The 16,383-nt window shown below is 64.0% G+C and carries 15 protein-coding genes; 8 read left to right on the forward strand and 7 right to left on the reverse strand.

Annotation, left to right across the window (positions count from 1 at the left end):
* Positions 1–59: 59 nt before the first annotated feature.
* The 5 genes from lptB to kdsD are packed head-to-tail and all read right to left on the reverse strand — an operon-like array spanning position 60 to position 3,695.
* Entirely contained in the window at positions 60–866 is an 807-nt protein-coding gene (gene lptB, locus ACTHNR_RS24285; protein WP_440550947.1) for an LPS export ABC transporter ATP-binding protein, read from the reverse strand.
* Positions 863–1,522, reverse strand: a complete 660-nt coding sequence (lptA, locus tag ACTHNR_RS24290) for a lipopolysaccharide transport periplasmic protein LptA (RefSeq protein WP_440550949.1) — start codon at positions 1,520–1,522, stop codon at positions 863–865. Before lptA ends, lptB begins: the two co-directional genes overlap by 4 nt.
* 30 nt (positions 1,523–1,552) lie before the next feature.
* A complete protein-coding gene (gene lptC / locus ACTHNR_RS24295) occupies positions 1,553–2,167 on the reverse strand; it encodes an LPS export ABC transporter periplasmic protein LptC (RefSeq protein ID WP_440550951.1) in 615 nt (204 codons plus the stop codon).
* A complete protein-coding gene (locus tag ACTHNR_RS24300) occupies positions 2,164–2,712 on the reverse strand; it encodes a KdsC family phosphatase (protein WP_440550952.1) in 549 nt (182 codons plus the stop codon). Before ACTHNR_RS24300 ends, lptC begins: the two co-directional genes overlap by 4 nt.
* Positions 2,712–3,695 (reverse strand): arabinose 5-phosphate isomerase KdsD, encoded by a 984-nt coding sequence (gene kdsD, locus ACTHNR_RS24305; RefSeq protein ID WP_440550953.1) that lies wholly within the window; start codon positions 3,693–3,695, stop codon positions 2,712–2,714. Before kdsD ends, ACTHNR_RS24300 begins: the two co-directional genes overlap by 1 nt.
* A gap of 139 nt (positions 3,696–3,834) precedes the next feature.
* Between kdsD and ACTHNR_RS24310 the strand changes: the two genes are divergently transcribed.
* The 5 genes from ACTHNR_RS24310 (at position 3,835) to purU (ending at position 9,088) form a co-directional block, all read left to right on the forward strand.
* Complete coding sequence (locus ACTHNR_RS24310; protein WP_440550955.1) at positions 3,835–5,835, forward strand: cation:proton antiporter domain-containing protein; 2,001 nt, start codon at positions 3,835–3,837, stop codon at positions 5,833–5,835.
* Between the two features lie 129 nt (positions 5,836–5,964).
* Positions 5,965–6,531, forward strand: coding sequence for an adenine phosphoribosyltransferase (locus ACTHNR_RS24315; protein ID WP_440550957.1), 567 nt, complete (start codon positions 5,965–5,967; stop codon positions 6,529–6,531).
* A 138-nt stretch (positions 6,532–6,669) separates the two neighbouring features.
* Positions 6,670–7,284, forward strand: coding sequence for a LysE family translocator (locus ACTHNR_RS24320; protein ID WP_440550958.1), 615 nt, complete (start codon positions 6,670–6,672; stop codon positions 7,282–7,284).
* A gap of 32 nt (positions 7,285–7,316) precedes the next feature.
* On the forward strand, positions 7,317–8,171 hold the full coding sequence (locus ACTHNR_RS24325) for a DUF4743 domain-containing protein (protein ID WP_440550959.1): 855 nt from the start codon (positions 7,317–7,319) through the stop codon (positions 8,169–8,171).
* 47 nt (positions 8,172–8,218) lie between these two features.
* A complete protein-coding gene (gene purU, locus ACTHNR_RS24330) occupies positions 8,219–9,088 on the forward strand; it encodes a formyltetrahydrofolate deformylase (RefSeq protein ID WP_440550961.1) in 870 nt (289 codons plus the stop codon).
* Between the two features lie 37 nt (positions 9,089–9,125).
* Here the strand turns inward: purU and ACTHNR_RS24335 are convergent, their stop codons facing one another.
* Positions 9,126–10,211, reverse strand: coding sequence for an AI-2E family transporter (locus ACTHNR_RS24335; RefSeq protein ID WP_440550962.1), 1,086 nt, complete (start codon positions 10,209–10,211; stop codon positions 9,126–9,128).
* Between the two features lie 75 nt (positions 10,212–10,286).
* The gene (gene uvrA / locus ACTHNR_RS24340; protein WP_440550963.1) at positions 10,287–13,148 is read right to left on the reverse strand and encodes an excinuclease ABC subunit UvrA; all 2,862 of its coding nucleotides are present in this window, start codon (positions 13,146–13,148) and stop codon (positions 10,287–10,289) included.
* A gap of 205 nt (positions 13,149–13,353) precedes the next feature.
* On the opposite strand from uvrA, the gene ACTHNR_RS24345 reads away from it, so the two are divergent.
* From ACTHNR_RS24345 to ACTHNR_RS24355, 3 genes are all read left to right on the forward strand, one after another.
* A complete protein-coding gene (locus tag ACTHNR_RS24345) occupies positions 13,354–14,538 on the forward strand; it encodes an MFS transporter (RefSeq protein WP_440550964.1) in 1,185 nt (394 codons plus the stop codon).
* Positions 14,539–14,611: 73 nt separating this feature from the next.
* Positions 14,612–15,151 (forward strand): single-stranded DNA-binding protein, encoded by a 540-nt coding sequence (locus ACTHNR_RS24350; protein WP_440550966.1) that lies wholly within the window; start codon positions 14,612–14,614, stop codon positions 15,149–15,151.
* A gap of 446 nt (positions 15,152–15,597) precedes the next feature.
* The coding region (locus ACTHNR_RS24355; protein WP_440550968.1) for a restriction endonuclease at positions 15,598–16,383 on the forward strand (786 nt) is incomplete at its 3' end.

Consider the following 16,383-nt stretch of genomic DNA (forward strand, 5'->3'; position numbering starts at 1 on the left):
GGCGCGCCGCCGCGGCCTACGCCGTCCGCATAACAATGGGGGTAAACGTGATCCGGACCTTACATCCGGAAGTGCTCGCCGAGATAGACCCGGCGCACGCTCTCGTTTTCGATGATCTCGCGCGGGGCGCCCGCCGCGAGCACGGAGCCGTCGCTGATGATGTAGGCATGATCGCAGATGCCGAGCGTCTCGCGCACGTTGTGATCGGTGATCAGGACGCCGATATTGCGCTGCTTGAGGAATTTGACGATCTTTTGGATCTCGAGCACGGCGATCGGGTCGACGCCGGCAAAAGGCTCGTCGAGCAGAATGAAGCTCGGGTTCGTCGCCAGTGCGCGCGCGATTTCGACGCGCCGGCGTTCGCCGCCCGAAAGCGAGAGGGCCGGGTTTTCCCGCAGATGCGACACCTGCAATTCGTCGAGCAGCGCTTCGGTGCGTGCTTCGATCGCCGATTTCGACAACCGCTTGCCCTGCTCGTCGTGCTGCAGCTCGAGCACGGCGCGGATGTTCTCCTCGACCGTCAGCTTGCGGAACACCGACGCTTCCTGCGGCAGGTAGGACAGCCCGAGCCCGGCGCGCTTGTGGATCGGCAGCAGGCTGATCGACTTGCCGTCGAGGACGATTTCGCCGGCATCGAGCGGCACGAGGCCCACGATCATGTAGAACGACGTGGTTTTGCCCGCCCCGTTGGGCCCGAGCAGGCCGACCACTTCGCCGCTTTTCACGTCGAGCGAGACGTCCTTCACGACGGTGCGCGTTCCGTAGCGCTTCTTCAGGTTGCGTACGACGAGCGAGCTCGACCCGCGAGCCTGCGCGGGCCCGGGCGCAGCATCCGTCGTGGCGCTTGGGGTAGATAGCGTATTCACTGCGGCACGTTTCCTTGGATCTGCGACGCGGGCGCGAGCTTGGCCGGGGCGCCCGTGAGCGGCGCGGCGGCCCCGTTGCGCGGCGACAGCATCGCGCGCACGCGGCCGGTCGGGTTGCCGGGGCCGGCCACGTCCTTGCCGGCGCGCGCGGTATAGAAGTCGTTCTGGCCGTCGTACGTTATGACGCTGCCGTGCACTTCGTCCATCAGCGTCGTCAGGCCTTGCAAGCGGCGGACCGTGGCGCGCGTGGTGAGCGTCGTCAAGTCTTGCTTGCCATCGTAGTCGATCCGCTCGGCGTTGCCCTCGACATACTCGTCGATGCCTTCGCGTTTTTGGCGGAAATAAGCGAGATCCTTGCTGTGCGGATCCATCGTGCCGGTTGCGTACTGGTACCCCTGGGGATCCTGGCGCACATCCACGCGGTCGGCCTTGATGAGGATGGTGCCCTTCGTGGCGACGACATGGCCGGTGAAGATGGTGACCTGCTTCAGATCGTCGTAGGTCATGTTGTCCGCTTCGATGTTCAGCGGCTTGTCCTTGTCGGCGCGCTCCGCGTGGGCCGCGGGCGCGAGGGCGAAGCACGCGAGCAGCGAAAGCAACGCTGCGAGGCCGACCCGCGCCGGCCCGCGTCCGATAGGAGAGAACGATTCGTTCATGCAATCACGCGACGAAAGGATGGGACCCGGCTACTTCGAACCGGCGCCGGCATTGCCGCCGCCCGATGCGTCCGAAGCCGCGATGAACCCTCGGACATTGCCGAAAAGCTGCATCACGCGGGTGACATTGTTGTACTTCATGGCGCTGGCCGTCGCCACGGACTGGCCGCGCCGCAGTTTAACCGGCTTTTCCGTTTCGATAACGTCGTCGTTCACGAGAACGCGGAAATGGACCGAGTCCGCCTGCATCTCGGGGTCGCCCGCGCCCGGCGCACGCACGATTCGCGCGTTATCGTACAGATCGACGATCGAGGCGTCGCCGTTGACCGTGCCCCGCTCGCCGGTGGCCGTCACGATGGGCTTGCCGGGCTGGAAGGCGCGAATCGCGGGCAGCGTGAGGTCGCTGTTTTCGTCGTCCTCGTAGTGCACCATCTTCGTCGCCGTCAGCCGGTATTGCGTCGTGCCCGACTGATCGAGCTCGGAAACGGAGAAGCGATCGGCGAAGTAATCGGGGGTATGCGTCTTGACGCTCTCGTCGCTGGTCGCGGCGGGCGGGCGCGTCGCGACCAGCAGCCAGTAGGTGCCGCCCGCGAGCGCGGCGAGTGCGATCAGGGACAAGAGCGACGTGAGGCGCGACGAGTTCATGCGCGCGAGGCCCCGCAGGCGGCCGCGAGCAGCGCCTCGTAGCGGTGCTGCGCGCGCAGCAGCGCATCGCAGACTTCGCGCGCCGCGCCCTGTCCGCCGCGCGCTTCCGATACCCAATGCGCGCGCGCGATGACGTCCGGGTGAGCGTTGGCGGGCGCCGCGGCGAACCCGCAACGCGTGAGCACGCCGAGATCGGGCCAGTCATCGCCCATGTAGCCGCATTGCTCGGCCGTGACATTCGCCTCGCGCATCAGTTCGACGAATGCCGAGACTTTGTCGGCCACGCCTTGATAAATGTGCGAGATGCGCAACTCCTGTGCGCGAGCGAGCACGATGTCGGAGCGGCGGCCCGTGATGATCGCCGTTTGAATGCCGGCCTCGCCGAGCAGCTTGAGGCCGTGGCCGTCCATCGAGTTGAACGACTTCATGTAATCGCCTTGGGCCGTAAACATCAGGCTGCCATCGGTGAGTACGCCGTCGACGTCGAAAATCATCAGCTTGACGCGGCTCGCGCGTTCGGTTGCCGTGAGGGGCGCCGCAGCCATCAGATCACCTTCTTCGAAAACAGGTCGTGCATATTCAGGGCCCCGATCAGCTTGCCTTCGCCGTCGACCACGAGCATTTGATTGATGCGGTGGCGCTCCATCGATTCGACGGCTTCGACGGCGAGATGGTCGGGCCCGATCGTACGCGGCGTGCGCGTCATCACGTCGAGAATCGGCAACTCGCGGAAATCGCCCGTGCGCTCGAGGACGCGCCGCAAGTCGCCGTCGGTGAAAATGCCTTCCACGCGGCCGGCGTCATCGACGATCGCCGTCATGCCCATGCGCTTGGCCGTCAGTTGGAACAGCGCGTCGCGCACGGTCGCGCCGGCGGCCACTTGCGGCAGCTGATCGCCGGTGCGCATGACGTCGCGTACGTAGGTCAGCAGGCGCCGGCCGAGCGCACCGCCCGGGTGCGAGCGCGCGAAATCGTCGGCGCTGAAGCCGCGGGCGTCGAGCACCGCCATGGCCAGCGCATCGCCCAGGGCGAGGACGGCCGTCGTGCTGGCCGTGGGGGCGAGCTCGAGCGGGCAGGCTTCTTTCTTCACACCGGCGTTCAAGTGGACGTCGGCGAGCGTGGCGAGCGTCGATTGAGGCCGCCCCGTCATCGCGATGAGCTTGGCGCCGAGCCGTTTGACGAGCGGCAGGATCGCGACGAGTTCTTCCGATTCGCCGGAATTGGAGAGCGCGATGAAGACGTCGTCCTGCGTGACCATGCCCAGATCGCCGTGGCTCGCTTCGGCCGGGTGCACGAAGAACGCGGGCGTACCCGTGCTGGCGAGCGTGGCCGCAAGCTTGCGGGCGATATGGCCTGATTTGCCGATGCCCGATACGACGACGCGGCCACGGCAGCTCAAAAGAAAGTCGACCGCTGCGACAAAGCGCTCGTCGACCTGATCGCGAAGCCCGCGCACGGCGTCGGCTTCGATGTCGAGGACTTCCCGGGCGAGCGCCAACGCCCGGTCGCCATTGATTTTCGCTATCATTCGCCGGAGTATAGCAAAGGCGTTGTTCGCCGCGCCGGGCCGCCCCCTGGACCCAAGCCGCTTCGAGGCTTTTAAAACCGAACGCGCGGCGCGCTTCGCGTGCCCGTGCGTTCCGCTGACGAACGAGGACGCTTCGCACGTGATTTCTCCGCTCGAGATGACGCTTTTCCTGCTGCTCGCGTCAGTGGTAGGCGTCGTATTGTTCCGCTCGTTGAATTTGCCGCCCATGCTCGGCTACCTGACGGTCGGGATCGTCGTCGGGCCGCATGCGCTCGGCCTCGCGCCGGATTCCGAGCGGGCGCAAAATCTCGCCGAGTTCGGCGTCGTTTTCCTCATGTTCTCGATCGGGCTCGAGTTCTCGCTTGCCAAGCTGCGCGCCATGCGCACGCTCGTCTTCGGGCTCGGGCTCCTGCAGGTCATCGGCACCGTGGGGGTGTCGGTGCTGGTCGGGCTGCTCGTCGAGCGCTGGATGCACGTGAATTGGCAGGGCAGCATCGCGCTTGGCGGGGCGCTGGCCATGTCCTCCACGGCGATCGTCAGCAAGATGCTGGCCGAGCGGCTCGAGATCGAAACCGAGCATGGCCGCAATATCTTCGGCGTGCTGCTGTTTCAGGATCTGGCGGTCGTGCCGCTGCTCATCGTGATCGCCGCGCTCGGCGGCGACTCGCACGATCTCGCCAAGACGCTCGGCATCGCCGCGCTGAAGATCGTCGTGGCGTTGTCGCTGCTGCTCTTCGTCGGCCAGCGCTTCATGACGCGCTGGTTCAACGTCGTGGCGCGCAGGCGCTCGCAGGAGCTGTTCGTCCTGAATCTGCTGCTCGTCACGCTCGGCGCGGCGTTCGTGACCGACAAGTTCGGCCTGTCGCTCGCGCTCGGCGCCTTCATCGCGGGCATGCTGATCGCCGAGACGCCCTATCGCCACCAGGTGGAAGAGGACATCAAGCCGTTTCGGGACGTGCTGCTCGGCTTGTTCTTCGTGACGACGGGCATGCTGCTCGATCCGCGCGTGCTCGTCGCCCATCCGCTGCTCGTACTCGCCTTCCTGCTCGCGCCCGTGCTGCTCAAGATCGTCATGATCACCGGGCTTGCGCGGTTGTTCGGCGCGACGCCGGGCGTCGCCATGCGCACGGGCCTCGGGCTCGCGCAGGCGGGCGAGTTCGGCTTCGTCCTGCTCAATTTGATCCTCGACAAGCATCTCGTCGATGCGACGCTCCTGCAGGCGATTCTGGCCGCGATGCTGCTGTCGATGCTCGCGGCGCCTTTCCTGATTCAAAATGCCGACCGCATCGTGCTGCGCCTTTCGTCGACGGAATGGATGCAGCAGTCGCTGCAGATGACACGCATCGCCACGCAAAGCCTGCGGCAGAACGCCCACGTCATCATTTGCGGCTACGGCCGCGCGGGACAGAACCTCGCGCGCATGCTGGAACACGAGGGGCTCTCGTATGTCGCGCTCGACCTCGATCCCGATCGCGTCAGCGCGGCCGCCGCCGCGGGCGAATCGGTCGTATTCGGCGATGCTGCGCGGCGCGAGTCGCTCGTCGCGGCCGGTATTCATCGAGCCGCGGCCGTGGCCGTGACCTATGCGAACACGCCGTCGGCATTGCGCGTGTTGCACAACGTGCACGAGCTGGAACCGGCGCTGCCCGTCATCGTTCGCACGGTCGACGACGCGGATCTGGAAAAGCTCCTCGCGGCCGGTGCGACCGAGGTCATCCCCGAGATCGTCGAGGGCAGCCTCATGCTCGCATCGCATACGCTCGTGCTGATGGGCGTGCCGATGCGCCGCGTCGTGCGCCGCGTCGAGGAACTGCGCGACGCGCGCTACAGCCTGCTGCGCGGCTACTTCCACGGCGCCGACGATCCGGGCGACGACGACGGCCACGACCAGGTGAGGCTACAATCGGTGGCTGTGGACGGCAATGCCGACGCCGTCGGACGTACGCTCGAGGAACTCGGGCTCGCCTCGATGGGCGTGGAAGTCACGGCGATCCGGCGGCACGGGATTCGCGGCGTCGAGCCTGGCCCCGAAACCAAGCTGCGCGAGGCCGACATTCTCGTGCTGCGAGGGCTGCCCGACGCGCTGTCGCTGGCCGAGGAGCGTTTGCTGCGTAATCGCCGCGCGGGTGTGGCGGTTTGAGGGCGATCGCCGGCTGACCGGCTCATGCGTCGTCCGTCCATTTCATCGATCGACCACGGCTCGTTCGTGTTCCGCCGCGTTTCGACGCTTTCAAGCGGATGCGAACGGCTGCCCCTTGCGGAGAGTTTCATGTCCAATGCGCCCGCGGATGCGCCCCACGATGCCGCCGCGTTCATCAAGAGCCAAATTCGCACGATTCCCGATTGGCCGTTGCCCGGCGTGCAGTTTCGCGATATCACGCCGCTGTTGCAGCGGCCCAAGACACTGCGCGTGCTCATCGATCTGTTCATCGAGCGCTATGTGGAAGCGAAACTCGACTACGTGGCCGGCTTGGACGCACGCGGTTTCATCATCGCGCCGATCGTCGCCTATGAGCTGAACCTCGGCTTCATTCCGATTCGCAAGATCGGCAAGCTGCCGTACAAGACCGTATCCGAGTCGTACGCGCTCGAATACGGGACGGCCACCGTCGAGATTCACGAAGACGCCTGCGAGAGCGGCAAGCGCGTCGTCATCGTCGACGACTTGATCGCGACGGGCGGCACGATGATGGCCGGAAAAAAGCTGCTCGAGCGGCTCGGCGCCGAGGTGGTCGAAGGCGCGGCGATCGTCGATCTGCCCGATCTCGGCGGTTCGAAGCTGCTGCGCGAGAGCGGTTTACCGCTGTACACCGTGACCGATTTTCCGGGGCACTGACGCGCTTGCCGCGCGCGCCCGCTTGCGCCGGCTTGCGGCGGCTTGCGGCGAGGCGCGCCTGACGCGCTTGCGTCCGCATTTCGAACGAGAGCGACGCCGACATTGACATCGACGTCGCCCTAGACCCAGCGAACCGCCATGCCCAATCTCGCACTGTTTCTTGCCGCCTCCGTGGCGATTACGGCCGCGCCCGGCCCCGACAACCTGCAGGTGCTGGCGCGCGGCATGTCGCAAGGCCGCGCCGCGGGCCTCGTGGCCGCGCTAGGCTTCGCCGCCGGGCTGACGTTCCACACGACGCTCGCGGCGTTCGGCGTCGCCGCGCTTTTGCGCTCGTCGCCGCTCGCGTTCGAGATCGTCAAGATTGCGGGCGGCCTTTATTTGATTTGGATCGGCCTGAAAGCCCTGACGAGCCGCGGTTTGGCGAGCGCGCACGATAGGCCCCCTCAGCCGCTGTCCGCCGTCTTTCGCCAAAGCGTCATCGGCAACATGATGAATCCGAAGGTGACGCTGTTCTTCGTCGTCTTCCTGCCGCAATTCGTCGATCCGAACGGCTCACAGCGCGTCGCCGTGCAGATGATCGTGCTCGGCCTCGTCTTCATGCTGCAGACCCTCGCGATCTTTTCGGTCTTCGGCCTATTCGCCGGCACGCTCGGCACGTGGCTCAAGCGTCGGCCGCGCGTCGGCGTTTGGCTCGACCGGGTCGCCGGCGCGACTTTCATCGCGCTCGGGCTGCGCGTGGCGCTGCGCGATTGATACGACAGCGATCGATCGACAAGGAGTCCTAATTGAGTTTGCCTTGCATTGCCCGTGCGCGCCGTTTCGAACCGGGGGCGCACCGGCCGTTTTTCATGGCTTCCGAGCAAGTCGGCTGGATTCGCGAGCAGGACGTGCCGCTGCTCGCCGCTTGGCCCGATGTCTTCGAGATCGGCGCGGCGGCGGTGAAGCTGTCTGCCCGCTTCGACGAGAACGCCGATCGCCGTTCGGCCGCGCTGGCCGCCGTCATCGGCGCGCTGGCGGCGCAGGGCCGCATCGTCGGCTGGCGCGACGAAACGTACGCCGTGCGCAACGCCTTCGACGGTGCACCGCTTGCCTACATCGAGCGTGCGGCTTCCCGCTTCTTCGGCACGATGACCTATGCGGTGCATTTGAACGGCATCGTAAAATACGCCGATCGCGCGCCGCAGCTCTGGATTGCGCGCCGCAGCGAGACGAAAGCGACCGATCTGGGCATGCTCGACAACGTTGTCGCGGGCGGTATCGCGTGGGGCTTGTCGATTAAAGAGACGATCGTCAAGGAATGCTGGGAGGAGGCGGGCATCGAGGCCACCCTCGCGGCGAGGGCCGAGCCGGGCCGCACCGTGCACGTGCTTCAGTCGTTGCCCGAGGGCACGCAGGCCGAGCAGGTGTTCGTCTACGATCTGCCGCTGCCCGACGACTTCGCCCCGCGCAACCAGGACGGCGAAGTGGGCGAGCACCGGCTTGCGCGCATCGACGAGGTGGCGCGTTGGATCGAAGACGGCGAGATGACCGTCGATGCGAGCCTGGCGACGCTCGATTGCATGCTGCGCCACCGCTGGATCGACGAAGAGGCGGCAGCGGGCATCGACACGCTGTTCGTCGCGCCGCTCATCGAGCGCTAGGCGGCCGTTGGCGCGGCACGAAACAAAACTCAGGAGTTCACAAGGTCATGTCGACCCAACACAGCTTCATTTTGAAACTGTCGTGCCCCGATCGGCCCGGCATCGTTCATTCGGTATCGGGGTTTCTGTTCGATCGAGGCGCCAATATTCTCGATTCGGCGCAGTTCGGCGACAGCCGCACGAGTGAATTCTTCATGCGCGTGCACTTCCAGCAAGTGGGCGGCGATCCGGGGCTCGAGGCGCTGCGCGAGTCGTTCGCGGCGCTCGCCGACGAATTTTCGATGCGCTGGGAGATCCATGATGCGTCGCTCAAGCCGAAGGTCGTCATCATGGTCTCGAAGATCGGCCATTGCTTGAACGATTTGCTGTTCCGTTATCGGACCGGGCAGTTGCCGATCGAAATTCCGGCCATCATCTCGAACCACAAGGATTTCTACCAGCTCGCGGCGAGCTACGACATTCCGTTCCATCATTTCCCGCTGACGGAATCGACGGCGAAGGCGAAGGCCGCGCAAGAAGCGCGCGTGCTCGAAATCATCGATCAGCACGAAGCCGATCTCGTCGTCCTCGCGCGCTACATGCAGATCTTGTCGCCCAACCTTTGCGAACATCTGTCGGGCCGCGCCATCAACATCCATCACTCGTTCCTGCCGAGCTTCAAGGGCGCGAAACCGTACTACCAGGCGTTCGACCGCGGTGTGAAGCTGATCGGCGCGACGGCGCACTACGTCACGACCGATCTGGACGAAGGTCCGATCATCGAGCAGGAAGTGGAGCGCGTCGACCACAGCATGACGCCCGACCAACTGACGGCGATCGGGCGGGACGTCGAATGCGTGACGCTCGCGCGTGCCGTGAAGTGGCACGTCGAGCACCGCATCGTGTTGAACGGAACGAAGACGGTCGTATTCCGTTGAAAAGGCCCGGCCGGATCGAGCGCCGGCCGGCGCGCCTTCACACGAGCCGCAAGTAAACGAGCTCGCGCTTGATGTAGGCGTAGAAGATCGGGGCCGCGATGAGCCCCGGCACGCCGGCCGCCGCCTCCATGACGAGCATGGCGAGCAGCAGTTCCCATGCGCGCGCCTCGATTTGGCCGCCGACGATCCTCGCGTTCAGGAAATACTCGAACTTGTGGATCAGAACGAGAAAGACCAGCGAAGAGATGGCGGTTGGCAAGCTGACCGCGAGCGAGACGGCGACGATCAGCGTATTGGAGACCAAATTGCCGATGACGGGCAGCAATCCCGCGATGAACGTGACGAGCACGAGGGTCTTCGACAGCGGCAGCCGCTGATGAAAGATCGGTAGCGCGACGAGCAGATAGAGCGCCGTGAAGACCGCGTTGATCGTCGAGATCTTCACTTGGGCGAAAACGATGCGGCGAAACGCGTCGGCAAAGCGCGATGCACGCGCGATGAGCGCCGTGGACAGCGGTAGCCGCGTCATGCGCCGCTCGCTCGCGATCGCGATCATTGCGCCGATGATCATGCCGAACAGCACGTGCCCGAAGCCGCGGGCGACATTCTTTCCGCCCTGCTGAAGCTGCTCCATGTGCGTGTTCATGAGCATGCCGGCCTTTTCTTTCATCTGCGAAACATCGCCGGGCAGCATGGCCGAGAGCCATGCCGGCGATCGCGCGCGCGCCTGATCGACGATCTGCATCACCTGGTCGAGCAGGTTTTGGATGTTGGGCACCGTATGTTCGAAGTGCTCGACGATGCCGATGCACAGGGCCCCCAGGCCGCCGACCACCACGCCCGCGATGACGACGACCGCCACCCAGCGAGCGCGCTGGCTGGACATGTGGCGCTCGATGCTCGGCGCCAACGTGTGGACCAGTTGATAAACGAGCATGCCGGCGAGCAGTGCGCCGAGCAGCTTGAAGTGCAGCACCGCCCACATGCCGGCGAATGCCAGCGCGTAGCTGCCGATCTCGATAGCCGAGAGCTTGGGCAAGCTCATGTCGCTCGTGAGCCGCACGGGACGTCCGCCGACCTCCCGAATGCGGGTGTCCTCGGGGGCGTCGTTGCGCTTAGCCATGATGTTCCTGGTCTCCAACCGATGTCGGGCGGCTGCGCACCCGACGATGCGCCGAGCCGCGCTCGCTCGCCGCGGTCAGCGGCGAGCGAGCAGCGGCGCGAGATACCGGCCCGTAAAGCTCGCCTTCGATTTTGCGATCTGCTCGGGCGTGCCTTGCGCGATGATCTGTCCGCCGCCGGCGCCGCCTTCGGGGCCCAGGTCGATGACCCAGTCCGCCGTTTTGATCACATCGAGATTATGCTCGATGATGACCACCGTATTGCCATGATCTCGCAACCGGTGGATGACTTCCAGCAGCAGCGCGATGTCGTGGAAGTGCAAACCGGTCGTGGGCTCGTCGAGAATATAGAGCGTTCGGCCCGTGTCGCGCTTGGATAGTTCGAGCGAGAGCTTGACGCGCTGCGCCTCGCCGCCCGAGAGCGTCGTGGCCGACTGCCCGAGCCGAATGTAGCCGAGGCCCACGTCCAGCAGCGTCTTGAGCTTGCGTGCGATGACGGGCACCGCGCCGAAGAACTCGTGCGCGTGCTCCACCGTCATGTCGAGCACCTCGCTGATGTTCTTGCCCTTGTACTGGACATCGAGCGTTTCGCGGTTGTAGCGCTTGCCGTGGCACACGTCGCAGGGAACGTAGACGTCGGGCAAGAAGTGCATCTCGACCTTGAGCACGCCGTCGCCCTGGCACGATTCGCAGCGTCCGCCCTTGACGTTGAACGAGAAGCGGCCCGGATCGTAGCCGCGTTCCTTCGCCGAGGGCACGCCGGCGAACAGCTCTCGGATGGGCGTGAACACGCCGGTATAGGTGGCCGGATTGGAGCGCGGCGTGCGGCCGATCGGCGATTGATCGACGTTGATGACCTTGTCGAAATGCTCCAGCCCTTCGATCTGGTCGTAGGGGGCGGGTTCGGCCGACGAACCGTAAAGGTGCTGCGCCACCGCGTGGTAGAGCGTGTCGTTGATCAGCGTCGACTTCCCCGAGCCCGATACGCCGGTCACGCAGGTGAGCAGGCCGACGGGCAGATCGAGCGTGACGCGCTTCAAATTGTTGCCGTGCGCCTCGACGATGCGCAGGCGCCGCTCGTCGGGCTCCTTGCGCTCGTCCGGAAACTCGATACGCAGCTGGCCGGCCAGATATTGGCCCGTCAGGGAGGCCGGATCCTTCTGCACCTGCTTGGGCGTGCCTTCCGCGATGATCATGCCGCCGTGTTCGCCGGCGCCGGGGCCCATATCGACGACATAGTCGGCCATGCGGATCATGTCTTCGTCGTGTTCGACGACGATGACCGAATTGCCTAGATCGCGCAGATGCTTGAGCGTGGCGATGAGGCGGTCGTTGTCGCGCTGATGCAGGCCGATCGAGGGCTCGTCGAGCACATACATGACGCCTGTGAGGCCCGAGCCGATCTGCGAGGCGAGGCGAATGCGCTGCGCTTCGCCGCCGGAAAGCGTATCGGCGCTGCGCTCGAGCGAGAGGTAATCGAGCCCGACGTTGTTCAGAAACATGAGGCGGGCGACGATTTCCTTGACGACTTTCTCGCCGATCTCCTTCTTCGCGCCTTCGAGCTTGAGCGTTTGGAAATAGCCGAGCGTGTCGCGCAGCGGCCAGCCGCTCACCTCGTAGATCGCGCGCGCGTCGCCGTCGATGCCCAGGCGCACGAAGCGCGCTTCGCGGCGCAGCCGGGTGCCGTCGCAGGACGGGCACGCCTGGTTGTTCTGGTATTTCGCCAGCTCTTCGCGCACGGCGGCCGAATCGGTTTCGCGATACCGGCGTTCGAGATTCGGGATGATGCCTTCGAACACGTGCTCGCGCACGGTCGCACGGCCGCGCTCGTTGATGTACGAGAAGGGGATCTGCTCCTTGCCCGAGCCGAAGAGAATCAGCTTGCGGACTTTTTCGGGGAGATCCTCGAACGGCGTGTCGATATCGAATTCGTAATACGCCGCCAGGCTCTGCAACATCTGGAAGTAGAACTGATTGCGGCGGTCCCAGCCTTTGACGGCGCCCGCGGCCAGCGAAAGCGACGGATGCGCGACGACGCGCTTCGGATCGAAGAACGTGATCTGGCCAAGCCCGTCGCAATCCGGGCACGCGCCCATCGGGTTGTTGAACGAGAACAGGCGCGGCTCGAGCTCGGGCAGCGAATACGAGCAGATCGGGCAGGCGAACTTGGAGCTGAACAGATGCTCCCGGCCGGTATCCATTTCCAGCGCGATGGCGCGGCCGTCGGCCAGGCGCAAGGCCGTTTCGAACGATTCTGCCAGGCGCTGCTTCATGTCCGCGCGCACCTTCAGGCGGTCGACGACGACGTCGATCGAGTGTTTGTCGTTCTTTTTCAGCTTCGGCAGCGAATCGACGTCGTGGATCTGCGCCGTGCCCTCGTTGGCCGTGCCGCCCCCCGAGCGGATCCGGAAGCGGATGAAACCCTGCGCCTGCATCTGCTCGAACAGCTCGGCATGCTCCCCTTTTCGGTTCGCCACGACGGGCGCGAGGATCATGAGTTTCGTTTCCTCGGGCAGAGCCAGCGCGGCGTCGACCATTTGCGAGACGCTTTGCGCTTCTAGCGCGATCTCGTGATCCGGGCAATACGGTGTGCCGACGCGCGCGTAGAGCAGCCGCAGGTAGTCGTGGATTTCGGTGACGGTGCCCACCGTCGAGCGCGGATTGTGAGATGTCGCCTTTTGCTCGATCGAAATGGCGGGGGAGAGCCCCTCGATCAGGTCGACGTCGGGCTTCTCCATGAGTTGCAGGAACTGGCGCGCGTAGGCCGACAGGCTTTCCACATAGCGACGCTGACCCTCTGCGTAAAGGGTGTCGAACGCGAGCGAGGACTTGCCCGATCCGGACAAGCCGGTAATCACGATGAGCTGGTGGCGAGGCAGATCGAGATTGACGTTCTTCAGGTTGTGGGTGCGCGCCCCACGGATACGAATCTGTTCCATGAACCTGGGAAGGAGGAGGGGCCAAACCTGCTACTATAACGACTTTTCCAGACCGCCGTTACGGCGTCCTTACAGCGCGCGGGAACGATTGAACCCCACGCTAGCTGCGTTCGCTGCCCTGCGAGGGCGTGGCCGCTTTTCTTGCGGCGGCTCGGCGGGGAGGCTGCGTGATCGACGTCGTTACGCTTTCCCACGCTCGCCTCCGATGTCGAATCCGTCCGTCACTTCTTCGCGTATGAGCGCGCCCGAATTGCGCGCGACCGTGTCGCTCGCCGGGATCTTCGCGCTGCGCATGCTCGGCCTGTTCATGATCATGCCGGTCTTCTCGGTCTACGCGAAGACGATCCCCGGCGGCGATAACGTCCTGCTCGTCGGTATCGCGCTCGGCGCCTACGGCGTGACGCAGTCGCTGCTCTATATCTTCTATGGCTGGGCTTCCGACAAAATCGGGCGCAAGCCCGTGATCGCCACCGGGTTGCTGATCTTCGCGCTCGGCAGCTTCGTCGCCGCGCTGGCGCACGACATGACGTGGATCATCGTGGGCCGGGTCATTCAGGGCATGGGGGCCGTATCGTCGGCCGTCATCGCCTTCATTGCCGACTTGACGGCCGAGGAGCACCGCACGAAGGCCATGGCGATGGTGGGCGGCAGCATCGGCATCTCGTTTGCCGTCGCGATCGTCGGCGCGCCGATCGTCTACCAGTGGGTCGGTATGAACGGGCTGTTCGCGCTCGTCGGCGTGTTGTCGCTGGTCGCCGTGGGCGTGGTGCTGCTCGTCGTGCCCGACGCGCCCAAGCCGGTGCACGTGCGCGCGCCGTTCGCCGAAGTGCTGCGCAACGTCGAGCTGCTGCGTCTGAATTTCGGCGTGCTCGTACTGCATGCCACACAGACGGCGCTGTTTCTCGTCGTTCCGCGCATTCTGGTGGACGGGGGGCTGCCGGTCGCCTCGCATTGGGAGGTGTATCTGCCGGTCATGGGCCTGTCGTTCGTCATGATGGTGCCGGCGATCATCGCGGCCGAAAAACGGGGCAAGATGAAGCCCGTGCTGTGCGGCGCCATTGCGCTTATCCTGATCGGCCAGTTGTTGCTGGGCACGGCCCCGCATACCATCTTGTCTGTGGCGGCGATTTTGTTCGTCTACTTCCTCGGCTTCAATATTCTCGAGGCGTCGCAGCCGTCGCTCGTTTCGAAGCTCGCGCCGGGAACGCGCAAGGGCGCGGCGGCCGGGGTGTACAACACGACACAGTCGATCGGCCTCGCGCTGGGCGGCGTCGTGGGGGGCTGGCTCATGAAGTCGGTCGGCCAGAACGCCGTGTTTTTTACGTGCTCGGGGCTCGTTTTGGCCTGGCTTATAATCGCCGCCAACATGAAGCCCCTGCGCAAGGCTTGACGCGCTGGACGCGTCGCGCGCCGAGCGCTCGAACAACGAGCGCGGCCGCGCAATGGATTAACTGGAGATACTCATGGCATCCGTAAACAAGGTCATTCTCGTCGGCAATCTTGGCGCCGACCCCGAAATTCGTTACCTGCCGAGCGGGGACGCCATCGCCAACATCCGGCTCGCCACGACGGATCGCTACAAGGACAAGGCGTCCGGCGAATTCAAGGAAGCCACGGAATGGCACCGGGTGGCTTTCTTCGGTCGTCTGGCGGAGATCGTCGGTGAATATTTGAAGAAGGGCTCGTCGGTTTATATCGAAGGCCGTCTGCGCACACGAAAGTGGCAGGGGCAGGACGGGCAGGATCGTTACTCGACGGAAATCGTCGCCGATCAAATGCAGATGCTCGGCGGCCGCGGTGGTGCGGGCGGCGGTGGCGGCATGGGCGGGGATGACGGCGGCTATAGCCGTGAGCCGTCGGAGTCGCGTGGCGGCGGGCGTTCGATGGGCGGTGGTGGCGGTGGCGCTGGCGGTGGGCGTAGCGGTGGCGGTGGCGGCGCTAGCCGGCCGAGCCAGCCGGCCGGCGGCGGGCTCGATGATATGGATGACGATATTCCGTTCTAGTGAGCATACCCATAAGAGGAAGGAAGATTCTCACTCTAACTCCTTGATGGGTATCGGAAAAAGGTGACTTTAGGGCGTCCTCTCGTGACGCCCTTTTTTGTGCCGTGGCATGGTGCTGTGAAACAGGAAGATGGGCTGCACCTTGAATAGCCTAACGGCTTGAGCGGAAACATAAAATTCGCGGGGGCTGTAGACCTCAGGTTGCGCACGGAGCCGATGCATCTTCCTCTCTGTTTGAAGCGGCATCGTTCCGTCGCGAAGCCGCTCATACGCCGAATGATGGCCGATAAGCCAGACCGCGTACCTTTGCAGCATCTGCCAACGCGTTTTCCCATGGCTGTTTTCGGGCACAATGTTCGAGCCGACGACACTGCATACGCCGATATGCGAACGTCGGATTCGATGACGTTTATCCTTTGGTTTCGAAAGAGCGAAGAAGCATCTACATGCGCACATTCACTTTAGAAATCTCTAAGCCCAAGCATGCAGAGGACTTCGAAGATTACTGCGCCGACATCTACTCGGTCGTCTTTGAAGACCCCACGCCGAAGCGCAACGGTCGAACGGGACAAAGTCAGGGCGGCGTCGACATTTTTGTTGAGCCTCGCGTTGGTAAACGTAAAGGAATTCAGTGCAAGCGCTACTACGAGACTAAGGTCACTCAACAAGTTATAGATGATGAGGTGGTTGCGGCCGATAAGGCTGGTTGGAACATCGGCGAGTTAATTGTAGCGACAACGACTGCCAGCGATTCGAAGCTCGTCAAGTATGCCCAGGATTTGACTGACGCGCGGGCGGAGTCTGGAAAGTTCAAGGTAAGCATTGAGTTTTGGGACGATATTTGTAACCACATAAAGCGTCACGCCATTCTTCAAAAGAAATACAGCCCTAACTCCCCAGGCGGTGTCTTTGATGACATGAGAAGGTCGTCGGAGGAGACTCAATCGAGGGTGGTCGAGACCAATGAACTCATAAGTGCAGTATCGTCGAAGCTCGATTCGTTCATGTCGCAAGTGGGTGGGCCGGCGCTTGTCTCGTCGCTTGTAACAAACGAAAACAATACAGTATCGAGACAGTTGGACAAGGTGGCCGAGCTCATTAAGGAAATGAGCTACAGCGGCGCAAGTGCGTTGCTATCGGTAGTCTTTGACGAATACGCCTCATTAAATGAGCGGCAGAGAGCGAAATGGTATTTGCTCTCCGGTATTGTGGATTGGCACGCGGGAGACGTC

It is taken from the genome of Trinickia sp. (assembly GCF_051954495.1).
Taxonomy (GTDB): Bacteria; Pseudomonadota; Gammaproteobacteria; order Burkholderiales; family Burkholderiaceae; genus Trinickia.

Coding starts and splice junctions, on each gene's coding strand:
- lptA (WP_440550949.1), bottom strand. CDS start 1,522: ATGAACGAATCGTTCTCTCCTATCGGACGCGGGCCGGCGCGGGTCGGC.
- lptC (WP_440550951.1), bottom strand. CDS start 2,167: ATGAACTCGTCGCGCCTCACGTCGCTCTTGTCCCTGATCGCACTCGCC.
- ACTHNR_RS24300 (WP_440550952.1), bottom strand. CDS start 2,712: ATGGCTGCGGCGCCCCTCACGGCAACCGAACGCGCGAGCCGCGTCAAG.
- kdsD (WP_440550953.1), bottom strand. CDS start 3,695: ATGATAGCGAAAATCAATGGCGACCGGGCGTTGGCGCTCGCCCGGGAA.
- ACTHNR_RS24315 (WP_440550957.1), top strand. CDS start 5,965: ATGTCCAATGCGCCCGCGGATGCGCCCCACGATGCCGCCGCGTTCATC.
- ACTHNR_RS24320 (WP_440550958.1), top strand. CDS start 6,670: ATGCCCAATCTCGCACTGTTTCTTGCCGCCTCCGTGGCGATTACGGCC.
- purU (WP_440550961.1), top strand. CDS start 8,219: ATGTCGACCCAACACAGCTTCATTTTGAAACTGTCGTGCCCCGATCGG.
- ACTHNR_RS24335 (WP_440550962.1), bottom strand. CDS start 10,211: ATGGCTAAGCGCAACGACGCCCCCGAGGACACCCGCATTCGGGAGGTC.
- uvrA (WP_440550963.1), bottom strand. CDS start 13,148: ATGGAACAGATTCGTATCCGTGGGGCGCGCACCCACAACCTGAAGAAC.
- ACTHNR_RS24345 (WP_440550964.1), top strand. CDS start 13,354: ATGTCGAATCCGTCCGTCACTTCTTCGCGTATGAGCGCGCCCGAATTG.
- ACTHNR_RS24350 (WP_440550966.1), top strand. CDS start 14,612: ATGGCATCCGTAAACAAGGTCATTCTCGTCGGCAATCTTGGCGCCGAC.